23 protein-coding genes and 1 tRNA gene are annotated in these 22,774 nt (G+C 65.8%); 10 read left to right on the top strand and 14 right to left on the bottom strand.

The genetic code is table 11. The features are described 5' to 3' along the window. Position 1: 1 nt before the first annotated feature. Together JI743_RS14430 and JI743_RS14425 are read right to left on the bottom strand one after the other, a co-directional pair. A tRNA-Gln gene (locus JI743_RS14430) sits at positions 2-76 on the bottom strand. Positions 77-131: 55 nt separating this feature from the next. Then, positions 132-1,217, bottom strand: a complete 1,086-nt coding sequence (locus JI743_RS14425) for a branched-chain amino acid aminotransferase (RefSeq protein ID WP_201929081.1) — start codon at positions 1,215-1,217, stop codon at positions 132-134. A gap of 78 nt (positions 1,218-1,295) precedes the next feature. On the opposite strand from JI743_RS14425, the gene JI743_RS14420 reads away from it, so the two are divergent. Continuing rightward, complete coding sequence (locus JI743_RS14420) at positions 1,296-1,808, top strand: MarR family winged helix-turn-helix transcriptional regulator (protein WP_201929080.1); 513 nt, start codon at positions 1,296-1,298, stop codon at positions 1,806-1,808. Between the two features lie 3 nt (positions 1,809-1,811). Here JI743_RS14420 and proC read toward each other — a convergent pair whose 3' ends face one another. Further along, positions 1,812-2,642 (bottom strand): pyrroline-5-carboxylate reductase, encoded by an 831-nt coding sequence (gene proC, locus JI743_RS14415; RefSeq protein WP_201929071.1) that lies wholly within the window; start codon positions 2,640-2,642, stop codon positions 1,812-1,814. Between the two features lie 13 nt (positions 2,643-2,655). Then, positions 2,656-4,335, bottom strand: a complete 1,680-nt coding sequence (locus JI743_RS14410) for an alkaline phosphatase family protein (RefSeq protein ID WP_201929064.1) — start codon at positions 4,333-4,335, stop codon at positions 2,656-2,658. A gap of 100 nt (positions 4,336-4,435) precedes the next feature. On the opposite strand from JI743_RS14410, the gene JI743_RS14405 reads away from it, so the two are divergent. The 5 genes from JI743_RS14405 (at position 4,436) to JI743_RS14385 (ending at position 8,812) form a co-directional block, all read left to right on the top strand. Further along, the gene (locus JI743_RS14405; protein WP_201929063.1) at positions 4,436-6,511 is read left to right on the top strand and encodes a protein-disulfide reductase DsbD family protein; all 2,076 of its coding nucleotides are present in this window, start codon (positions 4,436-4,438) and stop codon (positions 6,509-6,511) included. A gap of 13 nt (positions 6,512-6,524) precedes the next feature. Next, a complete protein-coding gene (locus JI743_RS14400) occupies positions 6,525-7,265 on the top strand; it encodes a TlyA family RNA methyltransferase (protein ID WP_201929061.1) in 741 nt (246 codons plus the stop codon). A 60-nt stretch (positions 7,266-7,325) separates the two neighbouring features. Beyond that, complete coding sequence (locus tag JI743_RS14395; RefSeq protein ID WP_201929059.1) at positions 7,326-7,910, top strand: TspO/MBR family protein; 585 nt, start codon at positions 7,326-7,328, stop codon at positions 7,908-7,910. A gap of 2 nt (positions 7,911-7,912) precedes the next feature. Continuing rightward, positions 7,913-8,233 carry an accessory factor UbiK family protein gene (locus tag JI743_RS14390; protein ID WP_201929057.1) on the top strand — a complete coding sequence of 107 codons (321 nt, stop codon included), beginning with the start codon at positions 7,913-7,915 and terminating at the stop codon, positions 8,231-8,233. 72 nt (positions 8,234-8,305) lie between these two features. Beyond that, positions 8,306-8,812 carry a type III secretion system chaperone family protein gene (locus JI743_RS14385; RefSeq protein ID WP_201929055.1) on the top strand — a complete coding sequence of 169 codons (507 nt, stop codon included), beginning with the start codon at positions 8,306-8,308 and terminating at the stop codon, positions 8,810-8,812. Positions 8,813-8,919: 107 nt separating this feature from the next. On the opposite strand, the gene JI743_RS14380 is transcribed toward JI743_RS14385, so the two are convergent. The 5 genes from JI743_RS14380 to JI743_RS14360 form a co-directional block, all read right to left on the bottom strand. Then, the gene (locus tag JI743_RS14380) at positions 8,920-9,873 is read right to left on the bottom strand and encodes a right-handed parallel beta-helix repeat-containing protein (RefSeq protein ID WP_201929053.1); all 954 of its coding nucleotides are present in this window, start codon (positions 9,871-9,873) and stop codon (positions 8,920-8,922) included. 131 nt (positions 9,874-10,004) lie between these two features. Further along, entirely contained in the window at positions 10,005-12,626 is a 2,622-nt protein-coding gene (gene metH / locus JI743_RS14375) for a methionine synthase (RefSeq protein WP_201929135.1), read from the bottom strand. Positions 12,627-12,781: 155 nt separating this feature from the next. After that, entirely contained in the window at positions 12,782-13,846 is a 1,065-nt protein-coding gene (locus JI743_RS14370) for a homocysteine S-methyltransferase family protein (protein WP_201929051.1), read from the bottom strand. Further along, complete coding sequence (gene metF / locus JI743_RS14365; protein WP_201929043.1) at positions 13,843-14,784, bottom strand: methylenetetrahydrofolate reductase; 942 nt, start codon at positions 14,782-14,784, stop codon at positions 13,843-13,845. The genes JI743_RS14370 and metF overlap by 4 nt, the downstream gene beginning before the upstream one ends. After that, positions 14,781-15,767, bottom strand: a complete 987-nt coding sequence (locus tag JI743_RS14360; RefSeq protein ID WP_201929034.1) for an ArsR/SmtB family transcription factor — start codon at positions 15,765-15,767, stop codon at positions 14,781-14,783. Before JI743_RS14360 ends, metF begins: the two co-directional genes overlap by 4 nt. A 228-nt stretch (positions 15,768-15,995) precedes the next feature. Here JI743_RS14360 and JI743_RS14355 point away from each other — a divergent pair, with 228 nt between their 5' ends. The 3 genes from JI743_RS14355 (at position 15,996) to JI743_RS14345 (ending at position 17,081) form a co-directional block, all read left to right on the top strand. Further along, positions 15,996-16,313, top strand: a complete 318-nt coding sequence (locus JI743_RS14355; RefSeq protein WP_201929026.1) for a hypothetical protein — start codon at positions 15,996-15,998, stop codon at positions 16,311-16,313. Positions 16,314-16,500: 187 nt separating this feature from the next. Beyond that, entirely contained in the window at positions 16,501-16,797 is a 297-nt protein-coding gene (locus JI743_RS14350) for an entericidin EcnAB (RefSeq protein WP_201929024.1), read from the top strand. Between the two features lie 74 nt (positions 16,798-16,871). Further along, positions 16,872-17,081, top strand: a complete 210-nt coding sequence (locus tag JI743_RS14345; RefSeq protein ID WP_201929023.1) for a hypothetical protein — start codon at positions 16,872-16,874, stop codon at positions 17,079-17,081. Here JI743_RS14345 and JI743_RS14340 read toward each other — a convergent pair. The 3 genes from JI743_RS14340 to groES form a co-directional block, all read right to left on the bottom strand. Then, positions 17,078-17,845 (bottom strand): glutaminyl-peptide cyclotransferase, encoded by a 768-nt coding sequence (locus JI743_RS14340; protein ID WP_201929022.1) that lies wholly within the window; start codon positions 17,843-17,845, stop codon positions 17,078-17,080. The two genes, JI743_RS14345 and JI743_RS14340, sit on opposite strands and share 4 nt — an antisense overlap. A 165-nt stretch (positions 17,846-18,010) precedes the next feature. Continuing rightward, the gene (groL, locus tag JI743_RS14335) at positions 18,011-19,654 is read right to left on the bottom strand and encodes a chaperonin GroEL (protein WP_201929021.1); all 1,644 of its coding nucleotides are present in this window, start codon (positions 19,652-19,654) and stop codon (positions 18,011-18,013) included. A 77-nt stretch (positions 19,655-19,731) separates the two neighbouring features. Continuing rightward, positions 19,732-20,019, bottom strand: coding sequence for a co-chaperone GroES (gene groES, locus JI743_RS14330; RefSeq protein ID WP_201929020.1), 288 nt, complete (start codon positions 20,017-20,019; stop codon positions 19,732-19,734). A 143-nt stretch (positions 20,020-20,162) separates the two neighbouring features. On the opposite strand from groES, the gene JI743_RS14325 reads away from it, so the two are divergent. Further along, a complete protein-coding gene (locus tag JI743_RS14325; protein WP_201929019.1) occupies positions 20,163-20,603 on the top strand; it encodes an HNH endonuclease in 441 nt (146 codons plus the stop codon). Here the strand turns inward: JI743_RS14325 and JI743_RS14320 are convergent. Beyond that, complete coding sequence (locus tag JI743_RS14320) at positions 20,595-21,995, bottom strand: MATE family efflux transporter (RefSeq protein ID WP_201929018.1); 1,401 nt, start codon at positions 21,993-21,995, stop codon at positions 20,595-20,597. The genes JI743_RS14325 and JI743_RS14320 overlap by 9 nt on opposite strands. A gap of 141 nt (positions 21,996-22,136) precedes the next feature. After that, positions 22,137-22,691: a Pycsar system effector family protein gene (locus JI743_RS14315; protein ID WP_201929017.1), complete on the bottom strand. Its 555-nt coding sequence runs from the start codon at positions 22,689-22,691 to the stop codon at positions 22,137-22,139. Between the last annotated feature and the right edge of the window lie 83 nt (positions 22,692-22,774).

Genomic DNA, 22,774 nt, shown 5'->3' with positions numbered 1-22,774 from the left:
CTGGCTGGGGCGGCAGGATTCGAACCTGCGCATGGCGGTACCAAAAACCGCTGCCTTACCGCTTGGCTACGCCCCAACGGCCGGTGCGAGGGCGCTCTATAGCGGCTCGCCCGGGCTTGGCAAGGCGGCGCTTACAGGCGCGTCACCCAGCCGTAAGGATCGGCGGCGCGGCCGCGCTGGATGTCGACTAGGCGGTTCTTGAGCTTCGCGGTGACCTGCCCCGAACCGCCGGCGCCGATGGTGAAGCTCGCGTCGTGGCGCGTCACCTTGCCGACCGGCGTCACCACCGCGGCGGTGCCACAGGCAAAGCTTTCGGTCAGGCGGCCGCTTTCGGCATCGGCCTGCCACTGGTCGATCGCATAGCGTTCCTCGCGGACCGTCAGCCCCTCGTCGCGCGCGAGCGTCATGATCGCGTCGCGCGTGATGCCCGGCAGGATCGTTCCGGTCAGCGGCGGGGTGACGATGCTGCCATCGTCGAAGACGAAGAACATGTTCATGCCGCCCAGTTCCTCGATCCAGCGGCGTTCGGCGGCGTCGAGAAAGACGACCTGGTCGTGCCCCTTGGCGATCGCCTCCTGCTGGGCGATCAGGCTAGCGGCGTAATTTCCGCCGCATTTTGCCGCCCCCGTGCCGCCGGGCGCCGCGCGCGTGTAATCGTCGGACACCCACAGTGAGATCGCCGGCGCCCCCGACTTGAAATAATTGCCGACGGGCGAGGCGATGACGAGGAAATGATATTCCGCCGCGGGCTTCACGCCGAGGAACACCTCGCTCGCATACATGAAGGGGCGCAGGTAAAGCGCGCCGCCGTCGACCTGGGGGAACCAGTCGGCGTCGGCGGCGACGATTTCCCTGACCGCCGCGATGAACAACTCCTCGGGCAGCTCGGCCATCGCCATGCGGCGCGCGCTCGCGTTGAAGCGCGCGGCATTCGCCTCGACGCGGAAGAGCGCCATCGCGCCGTCGTCGAGTCGATAGGCCTTCAGCCCTTCGAAAATTTCCTGCGCATAATGGAGCACCGCGGTCGCGGGATCGAGCGTCAGCGGCCCGCGCGGCATCACCTGTGCATCGTGCCAGCCCTTGCCCTCGGTATAGCGGATCGACACCATATGATCGGTAAAAATCCGCCCGAACACCGGGTCCGCAATCGCCGCGGCGCGAACATCGTCGGCCGTAGGGCGGGGATGCGGCAATCGGGAGAAGGCGTTAGCAGACATTGCGGAGGACCTGTCGTCGGGCGGTGGATGGTGCGCGCCTCTTGCCAAAGGAGCGCGCGGGGCGCAACGGTAGTGACGATGGACGACGATAATTTTCTTTCACAAGTCCCGACTGCCTCTGCCCTTTTCTTACGCGAGGATGAGGTGCGTCGGGGAATCGAGTATCTGTTTTTCGCGCACGGATCGCTTTGGCGCGCAATAGATGCACGGCTTGCCGAGCAGGGGATTGGCCGCGCGCATTACCGTGCGCTCTACTTCATCGCGCGCCGCCCGGGGTTGACGATTTCCGATCTGCTCCTGTTGCTGGGCATCACCAAGCAGTCGCTCGGCCGCGTCATCAAGGAGTTGGAGGCGCGAGAACTCGTTGCGACGCGCCCCGGCAACCGCGACCGGCGCCAGAAGGAACTGCGCCTTACCGACGCGGGCCGCGCGCTCGAGGCGTCGGTGTTCGGGCTGCTGCGCGACGCGATGAGCCGCGCCTATACGCACGCCGGGCAGGCGGCGGTCACGGGATTCTGGCAGGTGAGCGAAGCCTTGCTGCCGCCGCGCGAACGCGGCCGCGTTGCGCGGCTGGGCGAACCCCCGCGCTGAAATTCAACCGTCGCCGCGTGCGATGTCGGCCAGTTCGCGCCCGCGATCGCGCGCCGCGCGCAGCACATTGGTGAGAAGCGCCGCAAGCTGCCCGTCATTATCCAGCACGTCTAGCCCCGCCTGCGTCGTGCCGCCCTTGCTCGCGACCTGAGCGATGAGCGTTCCCGGGCGTTCGTCACTTTCGGCGAGCAGCGCCGCCGCGCCACCGAAGGTCGCGGTCGCGAGCGCCAAGGAATCGTCGGACGACAGCCCGAGCCGCTCGCCCGCAGCGGCATAGGCTTCGATCAAACGGAAGACAAACGCCGGGCCGCTGCCGGTGAAGGCGGTGACGAGGTCCATCGTCGAATCGTCGGGAAGCGCGACCGTGCGGCCGAGCGGGTCGAGCAGCGCCGCCACCGCGTCCATGTCGGCATCGCCGCTGCTCGCAACCGCCGACACGCCCGCGCCGATGCGCGCCGCGAGGTTCGGGAGAATGCGGACCAGCGCTTTGGCATCGGGGAAGCGCTCGGCCAGGTCGGAGAGAGACACGCCCGCGAGGATCGAAAGCAGATGCACGTCGCCGATCGCGAGCGGTGCGAGTTCGCCCGCCACTTCGCCGAGTTGCTGCGGTTTCATGCCGAGCATGATCCAGTCGGCCGATCCGCCCGCGCCGCGCCACTCGGCAAGCGACGCGTGTATCACCACGCCGGGGCGTTTCGCCGCCGCCGGGTCGACCACCGCCACCTGTGCCGGGTCCAGCCCCGCCGCGAGCCAGCGATCGAGCATTGCGCCCGCCATATTGCCGCAGCCGACGAGCAGCAGGCGGCCGTTGAAAGTCGTCAAATCCTTGGTCATCTTTCGGTCTTCGTCATGGTCGGCAACTGCTTGCGGGTCCCGAAATCAGGTCGAGGCAGCGGCCGTCGATTTTGCTGCGGTCGAGTTCGAGCCCCGCCAGCGCCGCAAGCGTCGGCAAAATGTCGACGGTCATCACGGCGTTGGACTGCTCGAATCCGGCGAGCCCCTTGCGCCAGAACAGGATCGGCACCCGGCGGTCATAGTCCCACACCGAGCCATGCGTCGCGACATATCCGGCGCCCGGTTCGGCAATCGGGGTGACGCGCGGCTTCAGCGCCAGAATGATGTCGCCCGAGCGTGGGGCATAGAAGGATGCGCGAATGCGGTCCTTGACCGACCAGAGGTCGACGGCGCGTGTCGGCATCGGATGCGCCGCCAACTCCTCTGCCGTCAGCGCGACCTCGACCTGCGGATGCGCGCGCAGCCGGGCGAGGACTTCGGCCATCGCCGCCTTGCGCTGCGTCGGTGTGAGTGCCTTCGAGAGATAAAGATCGCCAAAAGGGCCGTCGCCATAGAGCAACGGCTGCGGCAGGCTGAGCTTTTCCGCAACCGCCTTGCCGAGCGCCGCGGGATAAAGGGCGGGGTCGACGCGCTGCGCCTCCGGCCAGCCATTCTGGCGGTTGCGTTCGGGCAGGTCATGCCCGCCATGATCGGCGGTCAGCACGGCGGCATAGTCGATCCCGGTCGCGTCGAGCCGCGCAAAGAAATCGCCGAGTTCGCGGTCGAGCGCGAGCATCTGGAGGCACATTTCGCTGCCTTCGGTCCCCGCGCCGTGGCCGACATAATCGGTCGCCGACAGGCCGAGGATCAACAGGTCGGTCCCTGCGCCCTCGCCCATCTTGCGCGCCGCGCGGATCGCTGCACCGGTCGCAAGCACCGCCCCGTCGGCTTCGGGCGACGCCATGAAGCGGCGGAAGTCGCCGCCGTCGCGCGCGAGGCGCCCCGTTCCGACGCTGCCGCCCTTTGCGTCGGTGGCAATCGCAATATCGCGCGCCGCACAATCGCGCGGCAGTGTCATCGCGGGGCGCGGCTGGGCGATGGCGGCGGCGATCGCCGCGCCGGCCTGGGTGGCGGTGGGCGACAAGGCCGTGCCGCGATAACTCGTCAGCCCGGTCGGTGCGAGCCACATCAGTTCGTCGGCGCGGCGCCCCCCCATCATGATCGCCGCGCGGTCCTTGCCCGCGATCGACACGACCTGCGCCGCCGGGTCGCGCGCCTTCATGAGATCGCCGAGCGTCGGAACGAGCAGATGCTCGACCGACGGCGCATATTTGCCGCTGCCCGACGCGGTGCCCTCGACGCGCTCGTCCTCGGCGCAATAGACGCGCTTGTCCTCGCGCCCGACCGCAAGGTCGAAATAATTGTTCGCGACGATCCCGGTACGCGCGGGATGGTTGCCGGTGAGGATCGTCGAATGGCCCGGGCAAGTTTCGGTCGCGCCATGTGCCTGATAGCCCGACGGGAAGACGACCCCCGACGCGAGCCGCGCGAAGCCGCCGGTGAAATGGCTGCGATATTCGGAAAACAGATCTGCCGATAACTGGTCCACCGCGATCACCACAAGCAATTTGGGCGCTGTGGCAGCGGGCGCAGATGCCGTGGAGGCGGGACGCGAGTCCTGCGCGAGACCCGCGCTTGCCGCGGTCAGGCAAAGAGCGGTTGCAAGCGCGGTGGTCAGGCGTTTGATCGACATGGCGGCAATTCTCCGGTTCGGCGGCGTCGGCGCGGGCTGTCCTCTCGACGAAAGCCGCCTATATGGCAAGCCTTCAGACTCCAACGGCTGCGGGCGAACAATGGAATTGCGGAATAACGGGATCGTGACAGGCCTTTGGCGGCTGGCGCTGGCGATGGTCGCGATGGGGCAGCTCGCGCTTGCCTCCGCGCACGCGCAATCGACGCATATCGCGCCGAAACTCGTCGCCGAATCAGCGGCCCCCGCCCCCGGCGAAAGCACGAGCATCGCCTTGACGATGACGCCCGACGAGGGCTGGCATGGCTATTGGGTCAATGGCGGCGACGCGGGGTTCGGCCTGTCGGTCGAATGGAATGCGCCCGAAGGCGTGAGCGTGACGCCCTTCCGCTATCCGGTGCCCGAGCCGCTGATCCTGTTCGGCATGATGAACCATGTCTATGAGCATCCCTATGCGCTGCTCGCCGATGTGCGCGTCGATCCGCGCGTCGCGCGGGGGAGCGACCTGACGCTGTCGGGCGTTGCCAACTGGCTCGCCTGCACCGACAAGGTGTGCGTTCCCGAAAAGGCGGTGATCTCGGTAAAGCTCGTCGCGGGCGACGGAGCCGTCAGTGCCGCCGATCGCGCGCGCTTCGACACATGGCGCGCCGCGCTTCCGCAGCCGCTCGACCGCCCGGGCAGATGGGAGCGGCGCGGCGAGCGCGTGCGCTTTGCCATCCCGCTGCCCGAAAGCGTGGCAATCGATGCGCCCTATCTGTTCGCCGAAACACAGGATGTCATCGATTATCCGGCGCCGCAGACCTTCAGCCGCAGCGGCGACATGATCGTCGTCGAAACGCGGGCGAAGGGCGGCGCCGAAGGCGAAATCGCAGGATTGCTCCGGCTCGGCGAAGGTCGCGGGCTTTCGGTGCGCTTCCAGCCGGGCGCGGTGCCGGCGGCCGGCAAGGCCATCGCCACGACAGGCGGACGCGACAAGACGTTTGACATCGCCACGTTCTTCGCCGCGCTCGGCGGGGCGCTCGTCGGCGGGCTGATCCTCAACCTGATGCCCTGCGTCTTCCCGATATTGAGCCTCAAGGCGCTGAGCCTCGCGCGCTCCGGGGGCGATGCACGCGCGGCGAAGGTCGAAGGGCTGGCCTATGCCGCCGGCGCAGTGGCGACCGCGCTGCTTCTCGGCGGCGCACTCCTTGGTCTGCGCGCAGCGGGCGAGCAAGTTGGCTGGGCGTTCCAGCTCCAGCATCCGTTGAGCGTGCTGGTATTGTTGCTGCTGACGGTAGCGATCACGCTCAATCTGCTTGGCACCTATGAGCTGCCGTCTTTCGGAGGCGGGCAAGCGTTGGCCGAAAAGGGCGGCGCAGCGGGCGGCTTCTGGACCGGCGCGCTCGCAGCCTTCGTCGCGACGCCGTGCAGCGGGCCGCTGCTCGGCGCGGCGCTCGGCGCGACGCTCGTGCTGCCCGCATGGGCGGCGCTGCCGATCTTCGGCGGGCTCGGTCTCGGACTTGCCCTCCCCTTCCTCGCGGTCGGTTTCGTCCCCGCGCTGCGCCAGCGCCTTCCCAAGCCCGGCCCGTGGATGGCGCGCTTTCGCAAATGGATGGCGCTGCCGATGGGTCTGACCGCGCTCGCGCTCGGCTGGCTCCTCTGGCGCCAGCTCGGCAGCGCCGACGCGCTCGCCTATCCGCTGATCGCGCTTGCGATGGCAATCGCGCTCTTGTGGCATTGGGGATCGATGCAGCGCGGCGACCGGCGCGGCTGGCTGCTCGCCTTGTCCGCACTCCTGTTCGCCGCAAGTTTTGGCGCGGCGGCGGCGGAGCTTGCGTCCGGCAGCCGGTCGGTTGCCGGAACGGGGTCGACCTACTCGCCCGACGCACTCGCCAAGGCACGCGCGACCGGAAAGCCGGTGTTCGTCTATTTCACCGCCGACTGGTGCCTGTCGTGCAAGGCGAACGAAGCCGGCGCGATCAACCGTGAGGCGGTTCAGAAAGCATTCGACAAGGCCGGCGTCGTCACGCTGGTTGGCGACTGGACGAACGGCGATCCTGCAATCACGCGCGCCCTCGCCGAACATGGCCGCAACAGCGTGCCGCTCTATCTCTGGTATGCGCCCGGTGCGGCCGAACCCGAAATCCTGCCGCAGATTTTGACGCCGGGGATGCTGGTGGACAAGGCTGGCTCGCAATGACGGGGAAGGCGTGATGGCAAAACAGCGCGCCGATCAGCTGCTCGTCGACCGCGGCCTCGCGGAAAGCCGGACGCGCGCGCAGGCGCTGATCCTCGCCGGACTCGCCTTTGTCGGCGACCGCAAGATCGACAAGGCAGGGCAACAGCTCGCCCACGACGCCGAGGTCAGCGTGAAGGGCCGCGACCACCCCTGGGTGTCGCGTGGCGGGATCAAGCTCGACCATGCGCTCGCGCATCTCGGCTGGGACGTGGCCGGCGCGGTCGCGATCGATGTCGGCTCGTCGACCGGCGGCTTCACCGACGTGCTGCTGACGCGCGGCGCTGCGCGCGTCTATGCCGTCGATTCGGGCACCAACCAGCTCGCGTGGAAGCTGCGGCAGGACGTGCGCGTAATCGTCCACGAACAGACGAGCGCGCGCATCCTGACTGCAGACCATATCCCCGAACCGGTCGATCTGATCGTCTGCGACGCAAGCTTTATCGCGCTGGCGAAGGTATTGCCGGTGCCGATGTCCTTCGCCCGCCCGGGCGCGCGCCTCGTTGCGCTGATCAAGCCGCAGTTCGAGGCCGAACGGCACGAGGTTGGCAAAAAGGGCGTCGTGCGCGATGCGAGCGTGCATGAGCGCGTCTGTTCCGAAGTGCGCGCTTGGCTCGACAGCGAAGGCTGGGATGTCGCCGATCTGGTCGAGAGCCCGATCACCGGGCCCGAGGGCAATGTCGAGTTCCTGATTGCTGCAACGCAGCGAGGCGCTTGACGCTGGCCCCGCGAGTCGCGACACCTGTACCCAGCGGAATCGCGAAAGGGACCAGCCAGAATGAGCGAACTTGCCACCCCCGGACAGCTGCGCATGTCCTATTGGCGCTGGGCGATGGTCACCGTTCCGGCGATCGTGCTGATCGGCAGCCTGATGGGCTATTTGTCGAACAGCGGATACAGCAACCGTTGGTTCGCCGCGCTCGACCTCCCCGCGATCACGCCGCCGGGTTGGGTGTTCGCGGTCGTGTGGCCGGTGCTCTACGCTTGTCTCGGCCTTGCGCTCGCGATGGTGCTCCATGCGCGCGGCGCCATGGGGCGCGGCTTTGCGCTGCTCCTCTTTTCCGTGCAGTTGTTCGCGAATTTCGCCTGGTCGCCGCTGTTCTTCGGCCAGCATCAGGTGACGACCGCGCTTTACCTCATCATCTTCATCCTGATGGTGACGGTCGCGACCGCCTTTGCCTTTGCGCCGATCCGCAAGGCGGCGGCGTGGCTGCTCGTCCCCTACATGGTGTGGCTCTGCTTTGCCGCAGTGCTCAATTTCCAGATCGACCAGCGCAACCCCGACGCCGAAACCCTTGTTCCGGCGGCGGCGAGCACCCAGATAGAGTTCGGGCAAGGGGTCACCCCCGACGGAGGCAATTGAGCATGCAGAGCGAGAACCGCTTTTTCGACGATCTGGCCAAGATGGTGAACGGCATCGCCGGCACCGTCGCCGGCGCCGGCCGCGAGGCCGAGGCGGCGATGCGCGAGCGCGCGAAGGAATGGGTCGGCAGCATGGATTTCGTCAGCCGCGAGGAATTCGAGGCGGTGAAGGAAATGGCCGCCAAGGCGCGCGCCGAAGCCGATGCGCTCAAGGCACGGCTCGACAAGCTTGAGGGAACGGTAAAGCCCGCGCCCAAGGCTGCGGCGCCAAAGGCGCCGACCAAGCCGGCAGCGCGCAAGCCAAGGGCTGCACCGAAGGCATGATCGCCACCCCGGCGAAGGCTGGGGTGACGGCCAGACTCGCAACCTTACCCGAGAACGGCTAGGGCAGCGACTATGAGTGACGATATCTACGACGATGACGACGGCCAGGAAGCTGCGCCGATGGACATGCTCGCCTCCTATTTTGCGGCGCACGACTGGCCGCACGAAATGGTTGGCGAGGACGAGATTGTCGCGACCGCGCAGGGCAGTTGGACGACCTATGAATTGCGCGCTGTCTGGCGCCCCGATGACGGCGTCATCCAGCTTCTCGCCTTTCCCGACATCCGTGTGGTCGAGGATAAGCGCACCGTCGCGCACGAGGCGCTGGCGCTGATCAACGAGCAATTGTGGCTCGGCCATTTCGAGTTGTGGTCGAACAGCGGCACGATCCTCTTCCGCCATGGCATGCTTGTCGGCAGCGACGCGGCGTTGACGCTCGACCTTACCGAAACGCTGGTCGAAAGCGCCATCGACGAATGCGAGCGCTTTTACCCGGTGTTCCAGTTCGTGCTGTGGGGTGGAAAATCGCCCGCCGAAGCGCTCGCGGCCTCGCTCATCGAAACGCGCGGCGAGGCTTAACGCTCCCGCCTGATCCGTTCGTGTCGAGCGAAGTCGAGACACGCGGACATCGCGCGTGGCCTCCCGTGTCTCGACTTCGCTCGACACGAACGGGATTTGAAGGTGGCTTATCGCTTCTCGAACCGCGTCAGCCCGGGCCCCAGATCATTCGCCGCAATCGCCAGCGGCTCGCCGCTCCAGTCGGCGACGAACACCGACTTGCGCTCCATGTCGTCGGGGAGACGCGCGCGATTGTTGGCTATCGAAAGCCCGCGCGACGGGTTTTTCCGCTCTTCAGCCGCCACGGCGATCAAGGCCGAATAATTTTCCTTGTCGCGCCCCTGGACGAACAGATTGCCGGTGATGCGCCCGACCGATCCCGACGGCAGATCGATCATATAGTTGGTGCCCGTCCCCTGCGTGTCGTCGAAGCTGTTGTCGCTGACATCGACCACCACCGCGCGCGATTTCAGATAATGGCCGCCGCTCCCTTTTTCGAAGCGCGTGCGCGTGACCGTCAGGCGGCCGTAGATGCCGGTATAGACGCTGTGCGCGCAGCTCAGCCCGCGGTCGCAGCGCCCGAGGCGCGAGAAGGTCGAACGGTCGATGGTCAGTGCCGCGCGCGGGTCGTCAGCGGTCAATATGCCTTCCTCGCTGTTGCGGAACAGGCTGTCCGCAACCTCGAGGTCACTCCGTTCGAGCCGGATCCCCGCGCCATTGCCGTCGGGCACGCGCATATTCTGGAACACAAGGCCCTCGACGCGTGCGCCTGCGCCGCGCAGCACGAGCGCCGCCTTGCCCTCGCAAGCGACGCCATCGAAGATTGCACGCCCCGGCTCGGCGGCGACAAAGGCGACGCGCCCCGCACTCTGCACCGCGCAGTCGCGGTGATAGCCGGGCGCGATGCGGATCACGCCCTCGCCATCGCCGATCGCATCGACGGCTTCCTGCAGCCGCGCAAAGCCGCGCCCGTCGATACTATAGGGCGCACCGCCCGTTTGCGCGGGCAGCGGCGCGGGCGCGAGCAACAGCGGGAGCGCGAATAGCGGCAGCACGGGCCGCGCAAAAATCAGCCGGATCATGACGGCCGTTTAGCCGACGTCGCCGGCGCAGTCGTGTGCAAGGCTGGTTAACCGCGCGCCTGTCTCGGTTTCGGACAGGCGTAGATGCGCCGATTAATAACCGTCGCCCCTGCGAAAGCGGGGACGACGTATCAATCGAGATTGGGCCGCAACCAACGCGTCGCGGTTTCCAGGTCGACGCCGCGCCGCTGCGCATAATCCTCGAGCTGGTCGCTGCCGATCCGCGCAACGCCGAAATACTGGCTTTCGGGGTGGCCGAAATAAAAGCCGCTCACCGCCGCAGTCGGCAGCATCGCAAAGCTTTCGGTCAGCACCAGCCCCGCATTCTCCCCGGCCGCGAGCAAGTCGAACAGGATCGGCTTCAGGCTATGGTCGGGGCAGGCCGGATAGCCCGGCGCCGGACGGATGCCGCGATATTCTTCCTTGATCAGCGCCTCGTTGGTCAGTTGCTCGCCCGGCGCATAGCCCCAGAGCGTCGTGCGGACATGCTGATGCAGCCGCTCGGCGAACGCCTCGGCGAAACGGTCGGCGAGCGCCTTGAGCAAAATGTCCGAATAATCGTCCTTGTCGGCGCGGAAGCGTTCCGAATGCGGCTCGATACCGTGGATGCCGACCGCGAAGCCGCCGATCCAGTCGCCCGCCGGGTCGATGAAATCGGCAAGGCACATATTTGCGCGGTCGCGGCTTTTCTTGACCTGCTGCCGCAGGAAGGGGAGCGTCACGTGGCGCTCCTCCTCGGTGAGGTGGATGATAACATCGTCGCCGTGCCGCGCGCACGGCCAGAAGGCGCAGACGCCGCGGGCGGTCAGCCATTTTTCGCCGATGATGCGGTCGAGCATCGCATCGGCATCGGCCTTGAGCGCCTGCGCGGTTTCGCCGACCACCTCGTCGTCCATGATCGACGGCCAGGTGCCATGGAGCTCCCACGCCCGAAAGAAGGGCGTCCAGTCGATATAGTCGCGCAGCTCTTCGAGCGACCAGTCGTCGAAGCGGTGCAAGCCCGGTTGCAGCGGGGGGGCCGGCTTATCGCTCAAATAGGCGTCGTAATAATTGGCGCGCGCTTCCTCCAGCGTGTGGAGGACGCTCTGCCCCTTGCCCGCGCGCACATCGCGGATGTGGGCATAATCGTCCTTGTAACCCCGAACATAGGCGTCGCGCCCCGTGTCGCTGACCAGCGCGGTCGCCACCCCGACCGCGCGGCTGGCATCGAGGACGTGGAGCACCGGGCCCTGATAGGCGGGATCGATACGCAGCGCCGTATGGACCTTCGATGTCGTCGCGCCGCCAATCAGCAGCGGCATCGTCATCCCTGCCCGCTGCATTTCCTCGGCCACCGTCACCATCTCGTCGAGCGAGGGGGTGATCAGGCCGCTGAGGCCGATCATGTCGGCGTCATTCTCGTTCGCGGCTTCCAGGATCTTGCTCCACGGCACCATGACGCCGAGGTCGACGATCTCGAACCCGTTGCACTGAAGCACGACGCCGACGATATTCTTGCCGATGTCGTGAACGTCGCCCTTCACGGTCGCCATCACGACCTTGCCCTTGCCCTTCGCGCCCGGCTCCTTGGAAGCCTCGATGAAAGGCAGCAGGTGCGCTACCGCCTTTTTCATCACGCGCGCCGATTTGACGACCTGCGGCAGGAACATCTTGCCCGATCCGAACAGGTCGCCGACGACGTTCATTCCGTCCATCAGCGGCCCTTCGATCACCTCGATCGGGCGGTCCATCTGGATGCGCATTTCCTCGGTATCCGAAACGATATGCGCGTCGATGCCCTTGACCAGCGCATGTTCGAGCCGCTTGCGCACCTCCCAGCCGCGCCATTCCTCGGCCGCCTTTTCCTGCGCCGCATCCTTGCCCTTGTAGCGTTCGGCGAGCGCGATCAGCCGCTCGGTCGGGCTTTCGGCCTCGCCCTCGACCTTGCGATTAAGGATGACGTCCTCGCACGCCGCGCGCAGCTCGGGATCGATCGTGTCATAGACGTCGAGCTGCCCGGCATTGACGATCGCCATGTCGAGCCCCGCCGGGATCGCATAATAGAGGAACACGCTGTGCATCGCGCGGCGCACCGTCTCGTTGCCGCGAAAGCTGAACGACAGGTTCGAAAGTCCGCCCGAAAAATGCGCGTGCGGGCAGCGGACGCGGATTTCCTTCACCGCCTCGATGAAGTCGACCGCATAATTATCATGCTCCTCAATCCCCGTCGCGACGGCGAAGACATTGGGGTCGAAGATGATGTCCTCGGGCGGAAAGTCGATGGTCATGAGCAGCTTGTAGGCGCGCTCGCAGATCTCGATCTTGCGCTCCTTCGTGTCGGCCTGCCCGACCTCGTCGAACGCCATGACGACGACCGCAGCACCATAGGCCATGCATTTGCGGGCATGCTCGAGGAACTGTTCCTCGCCTTCCTTCATGCTGATCGAATTGACGATCGGCTTGCCGGGAACGCATTTGAGCCCCGCCTCGATCACCTCCCATTTCGAGCTGTCGATCATCACCGGCACCCGCGCGATGTCGGGTTCGGCGGCAATGAGCTTCAGAAAGGTCGTCATCGCATGGACGGCGTCGAGCAGTCCCTCGTCCATGTTGACGTCGATGACCTGCGCGCCATTCTCGACCTGCTGGCGCGCGACCTCGACCGCAGCGGCGTAGTCGTCGGCGAGGATCAGCCGCTTGAAGGCTGCGGAGCCCGTAACGTTGGTACGTTCGCCGATATTGACGAAGGTTGAGGAGGCGTTGGTTTCGGTCATTGTCTTCATTCTAAGGCCCCTCCCCTTCAGGGGAGGGGTTGGGGTGGGGGCTGTCGAGGTTGCGCAAGGCCGATGGCCCCACCCCGCTCGACTAAAGGCCCGGCTGGACGCCGGACCAAGTCTCACTACCCCTCCCCTGAAGGGGAGGGGCTAAATCAAGCCGCCATCGTGAATGGCTCTAGCCCCGCCAGCCGCGTCCGCACCGGCACTTCGGGAATGTGCCGCGGCGCCAATCCTTCGATCGCCTGCGCCATCGCCGCGATATGCGCGGGCGTCGAGCCGCAGCAGCCGCCCAATATATTGACCTGCCCATGCGCGGCCCATTCGCGAACCAGCTCGGCCGTCGTTTCCGGCATCTCGTCATATTCGCCAAGTTCGTTCGGAAGCCCCGCGTTCGGATAAACCATCACCAACGCGTCGGCGAGCTCGGACAATACCTTCACATGCGGGCGAAGCTGCGCCGCGCCGAACGAACAGTTGAGCCCGATCGTCAGCGGCTTTGCGTGACGCACCGCATACCAGAAGGCTTCGACCGTGTGCCCCGACAGGTTGCGCCCCGACAGGTCGGTCAGGGTCATCGAAATCATCAGCGGCAGCTCGCGCCCGACCGATGCTTCGGCCTCGAGCGTCGCGGCGATCCCCGCCTTGGCGTTGAGCGTATCGAAAATCGTCTCGATCAGGATGAAATCGGCGCCGCCTTCGGCAAGCGCGACGACCTGCTCGCGATAGACATCCTTCAATTCGTCGAAGTCGATCTCGCGAAAGCCGGGATTATTGACGTCGGGCGACAGCGACAATGTCTTGTTCGTCGGACCCACGGCACCCGCGACAAAACGGCGGCGGCCGTCCAAAGCCTGATATTTGTCGGCGGCTTCGCGACCCAGCCGCGCGCTTTCATGATTGATGTCGGCGACGAGCGCTTCAGCGCCGTAATCGGCCTGGCTGATCCGGTTTGCGCTGAAGGTGTTGGTCGAAACGATGTCCGACCCTGCCGCCAGATAGGCTTCACCGATCGCGGTCACGACGTCCTGCCGCGTCAGCGCAAGGATGTCGTTGTTGCCCTTCTGATCGTGCGTCAGGCCGAGGTTGCCGGCATAGTCGGCCTCACCCAGCTTGCGTTCCTGTATCTGCGTGCCCCAGCCGCCATCGGTGAGCAGGATGCGTTCGCTGGCTGCGGCGATCAGCGCGTCGCGCGCGCTTTCGGTCGATGGTGCGGTCATGCGGCTTTCTCCGACGCGGGGGCGGTCCTGGGACGCAGCCCGAGCAAATGACAGATGGCGTAGCTAAGCTCCGCTCGGTTGAGCGTGTAGAAATGGAAATCGCGCACGCCCCCCGCATAGAGGCGGCGGCACATTTCGGCGGCGATCGTCGCCGCGACGAGCTGACGCGCGGCGGGGTGATCGTCCAGCCCTTCGAACAGCCCCGCCATCCACGCGGGGATCGCAGTGCCGCACATATCGGCCATGCGCCGCGTCTGCGACACGTTCGACACCGGCAGGATACCGGGCACGATCGGCGCGTCGATCCCCGCCGCCGCCGCCGCGTCGCGGAAACGCAGAAAGGCGTCGGGCGAGAAGAAGAATTGCGTGATCGCCCGCGTTGCCCCCGCATCGAGCTTGCGCTTCAGATTGTCGAGGTCGGCCTGCGGACAATCGGCGTCGGGATGGACTTCGGGGTAGGCCGCGACCGAGATGTCGAACGGCGCCACCGCTTTCAGCCCTGCAACCAGTTCGATGGCATTGCCATAGCCTTGCGGGTGCGCGCGATAGGCACCGCCGCCCGGAACATCGCCGCGCAGCGCGACGATATGGCGCACCCCCGCATCCCAATAGGCGTGCGCCACCTCGTCGATCTCCGCGCGCGACGCTTCGACGCAGGTGAGATGCGCAGCCGGCGGGACACTGCTTTCGCGGGCGATGCGCGCGACGGTCGCGTGCGTGCGCTCGCGCGTCGATCCGCCCGCGCCATAGGTCACCGAAACGAAGCGCGGAGCGAGCGGCTCGAGCGTGTGGAACGTATCCCAAAGCTGCGCCTCCATCCTCTCGCTCTTCGGCGGAAAAAATTCGAAACTGACGCCGATGTCGCCGTCGAGATTGGCGAACAGGGGCGAGGCTGCGGCACGGCGCGCCTCCGAAAGCGAATTCAAATTGGTCGTCATGCCGCAAGCCTTTTGGTCTGGCCGCCTTCGGTGGCGGGATCTTGTTCTTCGTCGCTCCGCCGTCGGCCGAGCCATAGCTTGACCGCCAGCGATCCACCCTCGAGCGTCTGGGTCGATTCGAGCACCAGTCCGGCTGATGCGAACCAGCCGCGGATCTGGCCGTCGGAAAAACCGAGCCGCGCGTGCGCCGCCAGCGTGCGCAGATCCTCCTGCTCGTGCGGGGCGAAATCGACGATGAGCAAATGCCCGCCGCCGCGCAGGACGCGCGCCGCTTCCGCAATCACCCGATCGGGTTCGTGCGCGAAGTGAAGCGACTGGTGCATCACGACACTGTCGATACTGGTGTCGGCCATCGGCAGGTTCAGGAAATCGCCCTGGACGAGGTCGATCGGAATCGACTGGTCGGCAAGTTTGGCGCGGGCAAGGCGCAGCATTTCGGGGCTGCGGTCGAGCGCGGTGATCCGTCGCACGGTCGGCGCGAAAATTTCCGCCATCCGGCCCGTTCCGGTGCCGACGTCGAGCATATGGCCGAGCCGCCGGTTGTGCATCATCGCGAGCATTGCCGCTTCGACCTCGCTCTCGGCCACATGGCGCGAACGGATCGCGTCCCATTCAGCGGCATGGTCGGCAAAATAACGTTCGGCGGCGGCGGCCCGCTCGGTCCGGACGGCGGCGAGGCGCCGTGCATCGTGCGCGATGACGCGCGCCTCGCGCGCCGAATAGGGCCAATTCTCCGCGCGGGCGATCGCCTCTCCGATCGCGCCGTCCTCGACGATCCGCAGGAAAACCCAGCTACCCTCGCGTCGGCGTTCGATCATCCCGGCATCGACCAAAATCCGCACGTGCCGCGACACCCGCGGTTGGCTCTGATCGAGAACCACCGCCAGTTCGCCGATGGCAAGCTCCATCTCGCGCAGCAGCGCCACGATTCGCAGCCGCGTCGGGTCGGCAAGCGCGCGAAAAATGTCGAGCAAATCGGTCACGAGGCTACATATAAAGTTTTCTTTATATCTGGTCAACCGATGACATCGCCGCAAATTCTCCCACCTTTGACACCCGCAATGTCAATTTGCGACGACGCACGCCGATTGTTCCCAAAAAGTACGTTGCGCGCCATTTGGCGAGCCTGTACCCCTGAGCGCGATTGGCATTTCAGCGGTCGCAAGGCGATCGCGTGCCGGTCGGAAGTTCAATCGAGAGGGGTTTCCCACATGAAAAAGTCGATCACTCTGTCGCTCGTTGCCGCGGCTTCGCTCGGCCTCGCGGCTTGCGCCGAAAAGACCGCCGACGACGCGGCTGCCACCGCCGACGACGCGGCTGCAACGGTCGAAGGTGCTGCTGACGGCGCGATGGAAGCGGCCGAAGGTGCTGCGGACGCGACGGCCGAAGCCGCCGATGCAACCGCGGCTGCCGCGGGCGAAGCCGCCGACGCAGCGAGCGCAGCCGCCGACAAGGCGACCGAAGCTGCCGATGCTGCCAAGGAAGCAACCGCGGCCGCCAAGGGCGCGATGGAAGAAGCCACGAAGTAAGCTTCTTTCCGGTTTCCATACCGGTTCGAACAAGGGGTTGTCGGCGCGACCGGCAGCCCCTTTTTCTTTGAAATTCAACCGCCAAGACGCAGGCCTGCCCTAGCCGGTTGCCAATCGCTTCATCGGGGGTTAAGCCTTCGCACAGCGTGGCCGGTTCGGGTCACGGGGGAAGTTGAAAGGAATTTTCATGCGCAAATTCGTAATCGCCTCGATGGCCGCCGCGGCCTTCAGCCTCGCTGCTTGCTCGGAAAAGGCTCAGGACGAAACGTCGGAAGCCGGCGCGGCCATGGCCGATGACGTCGAAGCCACCGGCGACGCGATGGCCGAAGGCGCTGCCGATGCTGCCGACGCGACCGCCGATGCCGCTGCCGATGCGGGCAACGCCGTCGAAGGCACCGTCAACGCTGCGGGCGACGCTGCTGCGGCGGCTGGCGACAAGATCGAAGCCGAAACCGAAGCAGCCAAAGCCAACGACGCGCAGTAAGCGTCGCGCCTTTGGTGTTACGACAAGGGGCTCCATTCTTCGCGAATGGAGCCCTTTTTCTTTGGAGCCAGACGATGAGGATGTTCGGACTGCTGGCGCTGGCCGTTCTTGCGACGACAGGATGCAGCCGCACCGAAAACGAACCCGGTCCCGGCGGCGTGACCGTCAGCGAGGCCAAGGCGCTCGACGCTGCCGCCGAAATGCTCGAAAGCCGCGACGCGCCACCCGTAGCCGGACAGGAGCAGGCGGAGGCGAAGGCCGAAGCGGGCGCCGGAGCCGACTAACGGCAGTCCGCGAGCGCAATTTCGTAAAGCTTTGGCCAATATTTGCCGGTCACGAACAGGCGGCGTTTGTCCGCGTCCCATGCAATCCCGTTGAGGACGCGGTCGCTGCCCGTGACTCCCGCGTCGGCCTTGAGTCCCGACAGGTCGACGACCGACACGATATCGCCGCTGGCGGGGTCGATGCGGACGATGAAATCGGTCATCCAGACATTGGCCCAGATCTGGCCGTCGATCGTTTCGAGTTCGTTGAGCATCGGGACGGGCTTGCCCTGGAATTGAACCGTGACGCGCCGCCGCTCGGTCATCGTCGCGGGGTCGAGAAAGCGGAGCACCGGCGTCCCGTCGCTGAGGACAAGGCTGTCGCCGTGGAGGGTCAGCCCCCATCCTTCGCCCGCGTAGGTGAAGGTGCCGACCGGCTTGAAATCCTTGAACCGCCAGCGGTGGCCGACGCCATTTTGCCAGGTCACGCCGATGATCTGGTCGCGCCAGCGCACGATGCCCTCGCCGAAATGGTCGGCGGGAAGATGCGCTTCCTTCAGCGCCTTGCCGGTCGCAAGGTCGATGCGCGCGATCCGCGAGCGGCCATATTGGCCGGTCCCTTCATAAAGATGCCCGCCGTCCCAGAAGAGGCCCTGCGTAAAGGAGGCGCTGTCATGCGGATAGCTTTGCACGATGCGATAGCCACAGCGTTCGACCGGCGCGGGCGCGACGGCCCCGGCAGGTTGCGCGGCGACAAGCAGTAATAGGCCGAGAAACAGGTTCATCGCGCCCTAGCTATGCGCGCGCCGATGAACTGGCAATGTCCCTCCCCCGCACCGCCGACGAAAAAGGGCCGGAGGATTGCTCCCCCGGCCCGATTTTCGACTTGGCCGTTCGGCAAGTCGGCATGTGACCCCCGCCTTCGCGGGGGCGACGACCTGTGGGGGTCGTCAGAAGTCCATGCCGCCCATGCCGCCCATGCCGCCGCCGCCCATCGGCATCGCCGGCTTGTCGTCGGGAAGCTCGCTCACCGCCGCTTCGGTGGTGATGAGCAGGCCCGCGACCGAGGCAGCGTCCTGAAGCGCGGTGCGGACGACCTTGGTCGGGTCGATCACGCCGGCCTTGACCAGATCCTCATAGGTGTCGGTCGCAGCGTTGAAGCCCTGGTTGCTGTCGCTCTGGTCGAACAGCTTGCCCGCGACGACCGCGCCGTCGAAGCCGGCGTTCTCGGCGATCTGGCGGACCGGAGCCTGCAGCGCGCGACGGATGATGTCGACACCGCGGGTCTGGTCTTCATTTTCGCCCTGCAGGCCGTCGAGCGCCTTGGTCGCATAGAGGAGCGCGGTACCGCCGCCGGGGACGATGCCTTCCTCGACCGCGGCGCGGGTCGCGTGGAGCGCGTCGTCGACGCGGTCCTTGCGTTCCTTCACCTCGACTTCCGAAGCGCCGCCGACCTTGATCACGGCAACGCCGCCCGCGAGCTTGGCAAGACGTTCCTGCAGCTTTTCGCGGTCATAGTCGCTGGTCGTGGTTTCGATCTGCGCGCGGATCTGTTCGACGCGGCCCTTGATCGCGTCGGCATCGCCGGCACCGTCGACGATGGTCGTGTTGTCCTTGTCGATGGTGACGCGCTTGGCCTGGCCGAGCATGCCGAGCGTGACGCTTTCGAGCTTGATGCCCAGGTCTTCGCTGATCATCTCGCCCTTGGTCAGGATCGCGATGTCCTGCAGCATCGCCTTGCGGCGATCGCCGAAGCCCGGCGCCTTGACCGCTGCGACCTTGAGGCCGCCGCGCAGGCGGTTGACGACGAGCGTTGCGAGCGCTTCGCCCTCGATGTCCTCGGCGATGATGAGGAGCGGACGGCCCGACTGCACCACGGCTTCGAGGATCGGAAGCATCGACTGGAGGTTCGACAGCTTCTTTTCGAAGATGAGGATATAGGGGTCCGACAGCTCGACGAGCATCTTTTCGGGGTTGGTGATGAAATAGGGGCTGAGGTAGCCGCGGTCGAACTGCATGCCTTCGACGACGTCGAGCTCGAAATCGAGGCCCTTGGCTTCCTCGACGGTGATGACGCCTTCCTTGCCGACCTTTTCCATCGCCTCTGCGATCTTTTCGCCGACTTCCTTGTCGCCGTTCGCCGAGATGATGCCGACCTGCGCGATTTCGGCCGAGCCCGAAACCGCCTTCGACTGCGCCTTGATCGTTTCAACGACCTTGGTGGTCGCAAGGTCGATGCCGCGCTTGAGGTCCATCGGGTTCATGCCGGCGGCAACCGACTTCATGCCTTCGCGGACGATCGCCTGCGCCAGAACGGTCGCGGTGGTCGTGCCGTCGCCGGCGAGGTCGTTGGTCTTCGATGCGACTTCGCGCACCATCTGCGCGCCCATATTCTCGAACTTGTCCTTGAGTTCGATTTCCTTGGCGACGGTGACGCCGTCCTTGGTGATGCGCGGCGCGCCGAAGCTCTTGTCGATGACGACGTTGCGGCCCTTGGGGCCGAGCGTGACCTTCACCGCGTCGGCGAGGATGTCGACACCCCGGAGGATGCGTTCGCGCGCGTCGCGCGAAAATTTAACGTCCTTGGCAGCCATGTGGATGCTCCTTTAAAATGGCAGAAAACTGCGTAACTTCACACTGAAATCGCGCCGCGATGCGACGCCGAACCGGTTCAGGCGACGACGCCCAGAATGTCCGATTCCTTCATGATCAACAGCTCTTCGCCGTCGACCTTGACTTCGGTGCCCGACCATTTGCCGAACAGGATGCGGTCGCCGGCCTTGACGTCGAGCGGCGTGACCTTGCCGTCTTCGGCCTTCGCGCCGGAACCGACGGCGACGACTTCGCCTTCCTGCGGCTTTTCCTTGGCGGTGTCGGGGATGATGATGCCGCCAGCCGTCTTTTCTTCGGCTTCGATACGGCGGACGAGCACGCGGTCGTGCAGCGGACGAAATTGCATGGATGTCCCTCCAGAAATGCAATGGATGTCACTTTAGCACTCGCAAAGAGAGAGTGCTAACAGGCGGGCATATGGGCGGCGGGTGTGACAGCGTCAAGACGGGTTAAGGGAAAATTTTCAGTCTCACGCCTAGAGCGCAATCTATGACGGGTAAGACGCTTGCTGATCTTTCAAGCTGTACCACTGAGCGACCAGAAAACGGTGCGCGGCCTTGCCTCGAGTCGCATCCCTATCAAACAATTGTCTTTGCGCGTCTGAATGGGACGACGCCGCTCTATTGGGTTGGCGGAGTAGCAGGCGGACCTTGGGGCGCGGAGAAGGCACTGCGGGAGGCGGGACGCAAGCACGGCGGCAGGTGCTTCTATTGCCAGAAGGCCCTGACCAAGGAGACGGTCACTATCGATCATATCGAGGGCCGTGCTGGACCCGGCGCTAAAGCAATTCAGAATCTGGCTCTTGCGTGCAAACCGTGCAACGCGAAAAAGGGACATATACCAATTGAGGCATTCAAGCCGAAAGCCGGGCGAGAATGGCTGAAGGCACTCCTCGTACAGGTCGAAGACCGCTTGCAGAAATTAGGCTGAAGGCAGCAACCCCAACCGCGCGCGCATCCGCCACCGTGCAAGCAGCATAGCCGCCACGACGAACAGCCCGACCGCGAGGCCGATCCACACCCCGACACCCTCGAGCGGGGTCCAGAAGGCGAGGTAGATCGCGGCGCCATAGCCCGCGATCCAATAACCGCACACCGCGATGATCATCGGGATGCGCGTGTCCTGGAGGCCGCGCAGCACGCCCGCCGCGACCGCCTGCGCGCCGTCGGCAAGCTGGAAGGCGGCGGCGATGACGAGGAACTGCATCGCAAAGCCGACCAGCGCGGCGTTGCGCGCCGCGTCGACATCGACGTAGATCGACAGGACAAGGCCGGGGAAGAGCCACATCAACAGCGCGGTGAATCCCATGAAGCCGATGCCGAGCGCGAGCGACGCCTGCCCCGCAAGCGCGATGCCGCGATGGTCGCGCGCGCCATAGGCAAGCCCGACGCGGATCGTCGCCGCCTGCGCGACGCCGAAGGGGATCTGGAAGGCGAGCGCGGCAACCTGGAGCGCGATCGTGTGTCCGGCAAGCTGCGCCTCGCCGATGCGACCCATCAGGAAGGCGGCGCCGGTGAACAGCCCCGCTTCGGCCAGGATCGTCAGGCTGATCGGAATGCCGAGCCGCACCATTTCGACGAAGCGCGACCATTCGCTGCGCCACCAATTGCCGAACAGGCGATAGCGCCGCAGGCGGCGGTCCGACTGGATCACGACGACATAGGCGAGCAGCATCAGCACGCTGGTGATGACGCTCGACAGCGCCGAGCCGTGCAGCCCGAGCGCGGGCATGCCGAGATTGCCGAAGACGAGCGTCCAGTTGCCGAGCGCGTTGACGAACAAGGCGAAGAAAGTGATCGCGGTCGCGATCGTCGCACGGCCGAGCGCCGAGACGAAGATACGCAGCACGCTCGCCGCGATCATCGGGAACATCGCCCACATCAGGATGAGGAGGAAGCTCGACGCGCGCTCGGTGAGTTCGGCGGGCTGGCCCGTCGCGCGCATGATCGGCCCGCCGGCGGCGCAGATACCCATGAAGAGGATCGACACGAGCAGACTGAGCCAGAGCGCCATCCGCACCGTGCGCCGCACCTCGCGCACCGCATGTTTGCGGCGGCCGATCTCGGCGGCGATCAGCGGCGCGGCGGCGCCGACGAGCCCGGTGCCCGTCCACAGCAGCAATCCAAAGATCGACACGCCGAGCGACGAGGCGGCGAGCGCGGTGTCGCCGAGCCGCGCCACGAAGATCACGTCGATCGCATGGACGAGCATCTGCAGCAGATTCGCCGCCGCGAGCGGCGCGGCGAGCGCAAGCGTCGCGCGAAATTCGGTGCTGAAACGCTGCGGAACCTCGGCGGTCAGGGGGGCGGGCTGATGAAGCATAGCCGGCCCGGATAGGCGCGGCGGCGGGGGGCATCAATCGCGAAATGCGTTACAATATATTTGCTGGACGAGGGTGGCAGAAAGGCAACAGGGCGCCCGCATCGTCGGTGCGGCGAAGCCGTGGGGAGGAAACCGGCAGCATCACGTCCACATCAACACCACCTCGACCGCAAAGGCGAGGAAGGTGATCGTCAGCCCGACGACGAACAGGCGATAGGCATAGCCGAGGAAGCGGTATTTGCGCTGCGCGAGGATCACGCCGTTCTGATAGGTGTCGCGCAGCATCATCTCGTAAATATCGTCCTCGGTGTGGAGCCGCGACTTGACCGTAGCGATGAACTCCTCCTCGGCCATTTGCGCGAAGCGTCCGAAGAACAGGATGTTGCTGTTATCCACCCCGGCAGGCGCCGCCGCCGGCGGCTTTCGCCCGATGCGCGGCAGGACGGCCGATACGGCGAGCATCGCCGACAGGAAGGCAAAGGTCGCGAGGATCGCCAGCGGGATCGCGAGCGCGCCGCTTCCCGTGCGCACCTGCCCCACCGCCAATGTGAAGACAACGAAAGTCGCCCCCATCAGGATCGACGCCTTTTGATCGGCCATCTGCGACAATTGCATCGTCAGCAGTTGCGACGTGCGAAGCAGGTGCACGGCATTGGGCGGATAAACGGCGCTCTGTTGCTTGCCCCCGTCGTCCATAGGCCTTCCCTCTCCTGCGCTGCGCTCCTCCGCCATCGCCGGCGGCGAGCCAGCGTGGCACGCCGCGCCGTTTGCGGCAAGAT

Origin of the sequence: Sphingopyxis jiangsuensis, assembly GCF_016734905.1 — a bacterium.
In the GTDB taxonomy this organism is placed as follows: domain Bacteria; phylum Pseudomonadota; class Alphaproteobacteria; order Sphingomonadales; family Sphingomonadaceae; genus Sphingopyxis; species Sphingopyxis jiangsuensis.
This window is presented reverse-complemented; position numbering and strand designations above follow the sequence as displayed.

What these genes read in the sequence shown, in the direction of transcription:
- JI743_RS14405 (WP_201929063.1), top strand. Translation starts at nt 4,436, where the DNA reads ATGGAATTGCGGAATAACGGGATCGTGACAGGCCTTTGGCGGCTGGCG.
- metH (WP_201929135.1), bottom strand. Translation starts at nt 12,626, where the DNA reads ATGACCGAAACCAACGCCTCCTCAACCTTCGTCAATATCGGCGAACGT.
- JI743_RS14420 (WP_201929080.1), top strand. Translation starts at nt 1,296, where the DNA reads ATGGACGACGATAATTTTCTTTCACAAGTCCCGACTGCCTCTGCCCTT.
- JI743_RS14345 (WP_201929023.1), top strand. Translation starts at nt 16,872, where the DNA reads ATGAGGATGTTCGGACTGCTGGCGCTGGCCGTTCTTGCGACGACAGGA.
- proC (WP_201929071.1), bottom strand. Translation starts at nt 2,642, where the DNA reads ATGACCAAGGATTTGACGACTTTCAACGGCCGCCTGCTGCTCGTCGGC.
- JI743_RS14355 (WP_201929026.1), top strand. Translation starts at nt 15,996, where the DNA reads ATGAAAAAGTCGATCACTCTGTCGCTCGTTGCCGCGGCTTCGCTCGGC.
- groES (WP_201929020.1), bottom strand. Translation starts at nt 20,019, where the DNA reads ATGCAATTTCGTCCGCTGCACGACCGCGTGCTCGTCCGCCGTATCGAA.
- JI743_RS14315 (WP_201929017.1), bottom strand. Translation starts at nt 22,691, where the DNA reads ATGGACGACGGGGGCAAGCAACAGAGCGCCGTTTATCCGCCCAATGCC.
- JI743_RS14410 (WP_201929064.1), bottom strand. Translation starts at nt 4,335, where the DNA reads ATGTCGATCAAACGCCTGACCACCGCGCTTGCAACCGCTCTTTGCCTG.
- JI743_RS14395 (WP_201929059.1), top strand. Translation starts at nt 7,326, where the DNA reads ATGAGCGAACTTGCCACCCCCGGACAGCTGCGCATGTCCTATTGGCGC.
- metF (WP_201929043.1), bottom strand. Translation starts at nt 14,784, where the DNA reads ATGACGACCAATTTGAATTCGCTTTCGGAGGCGCGCCGTGCCGCAGCC.
- JI743_RS14350 (WP_201929024.1), top strand. Translation starts at nt 16,501, where the DNA reads ATGCGCAAATTCGTAATCGCCTCGATGGCCGCCGCGGCCTTCAGCCTC.
- JI743_RS14390 (WP_201929057.1), top strand. Translation starts at nt 7,913, where the DNA reads ATGCAGAGCGAGAACCGCTTTTTCGACGATCTGGCCAAGATGGTGAAC.
- JI743_RS14385 (WP_201929055.1), top strand. Translation starts at nt 8,306, where the DNA reads ATGAGTGACGATATCTACGACGATGACGACGGCCAGGAAGCTGCGCCG.
- JI743_RS14320 (WP_201929018.1), bottom strand. Translation starts at nt 21,995, where the DNA reads ATGCTTCATCAGCCCGCCCCCCTGACCGCCGAGGTTCCGCAGCGTTTC.
- groL (WP_201929021.1), bottom strand. Translation starts at nt 19,654, where the DNA reads ATGGCTGCCAAGGACGTTAAATTTTCGCGCGACGCGCGCGAACGCATC.
- JI743_RS14425 (WP_201929081.1), bottom strand. Translation starts at nt 1,217, where the DNA reads ATGTCTGCTAACGCCTTCTCCCGATTGCCGCATCCCCGCCCTACGGCC.
- JI743_RS14340 (WP_201929022.1), bottom strand. Translation starts at nt 17,845, where the DNA reads ATGAACCTGTTTCTCGGCCTATTACTGCTTGTCGCCGCGCAACCTGCC.
- JI743_RS14325 (WP_201929019.1), top strand. Translation starts at nt 20,163, where the DNA reads ATGACGGGTAAGACGCTTGCTGATCTTTCAAGCTGTACCACTGAGCGA.
- JI743_RS14400 (WP_201929061.1), top strand. Translation starts at nt 6,525, where the DNA reads ATGGCAAAACAGCGCGCCGATCAGCTGCTCGTCGACCGCGGCCTCGCG.
- JI743_RS14370 (WP_201929051.1), bottom strand. Translation starts at nt 13,846, where the DNA reads ATGACCGCACCATCGACCGAAAGCGCGCGCGACGCGCTGATCGCCGCA.
- JI743_RS14380 (WP_201929053.1), bottom strand. Translation starts at nt 9,873, where the DNA reads ATGATCCGGCTGATTTTTGCGCGGCCCGTGCTGCCGCTATTCGCGCTC.